At 59.1% G+C, this 1,324-nt stretch carries 3 protein-coding genes; 1 reads left to right on the top strand and 2 read right to left on the bottom strand.

Features of this window, described 5'->3' with window-relative positions; genetic code table 11:
- Window positions 1-330, bottom strand: a 330-nt coding sequence (locus AWB67_RS37935; RefSeq protein ID WP_159965165.1) for an ArsA-related P-loop ATPase, incomplete at its 3' end; no start/stop codon positions are given.
- Window positions 331-343: 13 nt separating this feature from the next.
- Window positions 344-709 carry an arsenite efflux transporter metallochaperone ArsD gene (gene arsD, locus AWB67_RS37940; protein ID WP_087660865.1) on the bottom strand — a complete coding sequence of 122 codons (366 nt, stop codon included), beginning with the start codon at window positions 707-709 and terminating at the stop codon, window positions 344-346.
- Between the two features lie 269 nt (window positions 710-978).
- Between arsD and AWB67_RS37945 the strand changes: the two genes are divergently transcribed.
- Window positions 979-1,324 (top strand): hypothetical protein (locus AWB67_RS37945; protein WP_087660866.1); only part of this gene is annotated, 346 nt, incomplete at its 3' end.

Raw genomic sequence — 1,324 nt, forward strand, 5'->3', positions numbered from 1 at the left:
GGAGAACTGTTCCTCCATGCTGCGAATTGCCGCCTCCGGCAACACGCCCCGATAAGGACTCACCATACGCTCACGGTAGCCCTTCGCGGCGAGTTCCGGGTCGATGTTCATCGCGTGGAGGTTTGGAACCTGAGCAACCGGCGTCGGCTGCCCGGAAAGCTGAGTCTCGAGGACCTCATCGAGATTGGATGCCGGGTCGGTGCTTACCAGCAGCACGGTCTTACCCTTTTCCGCCAATCGCAGCGCCGTTGCGCAGGCAAGCGATGTCTTGCCGACGCCGCCCTTGCCGGTGAAAAAGACGTGGTGAGTTGTAACGACAGGGAGCGTCATATCGGTGCGCCGGTTAGCATTCGCCGGGCTTGCAACTGCAGGCCCCGACTGTGATGTGGGGTTTGTCGGCGGCGGGAATCTTGAGCCCCAGTTTCTGAATCAGTTGGCCACGCGACGGATACACCCCGACGGAAACAATTCGGCCGTCGACCATTGCGATGGGCAGGCGGTCCATACCCGCATGCAGCTCCCGGACCACTTCCGGATTGGCAGCAAAGGCTGCCGCATCGCGTCCGAGGCCGTGCCGAACGACTTCGACACCATGTTCAGCAAACCATTGAAGGTCAGCGCTGAACTGAACAAGGGTCGGGTCCACGTCGAGGCCGCAGACGCCAGTCGCGCAGCACATGGCCGGCTCAAACACTTCAAGTTTGCTCATCGTTGCTCCCACGAATTCTGCCTGTGCGGCGATACCCCGGCCGCGTCCACTCCGTAATGCTCTTCCGTCTGCGGGCCGAGTGATTGACCTGGGTCAAGTTGTAGACGATGGGACAGCGTCTCCACGCACGAAGAATCAAATCGCTTGCAGTCGATTCCAGTCGCTTCGTTGACAAGCGTCAAAGGAAGGTCAGTGCTGACATGTAGCCTTGTAGTGGACGATAACTGGACTCGGTTTGTCGCCGTGTCGCACGTTTACAAGGAAGAGATATGAAAAAGCTTCTGGTTGCGATGGCTACCGGTATTGCGTTGACATCCCCGGTCCTGCAAGCTGCGTCGAAAGATACAGGTACCCCGCAAAGCAGTTCCAAAACTCGGCCCCCAGGCGCTGCTGAATTCGACAAGAATCTGGCCCAGCTTCAGGAGCAAATGAAGACAATGCAGGCGCAGATGGACCAGATTCGCAAAACTCAAGACCCTCAGGAACGCCAGAAGCTACTCGAGCAGCACTGGGCAACGATGCAAAGCGCGATGACAATCATGCATGGGATGTGGGGGCCCGGGATGATGGGCCATGGGATGGGCCCGGGAATGATGGGGGGCGCTGGGCCCGGGA

Source organism: Caballeronia terrestris (assembly GCF_001544515.1).
GTDB lineage: Bacteria > Pseudomonadota > Gammaproteobacteria > Burkholderiales > Burkholderiaceae > Caballeronia > Caballeronia terrestris.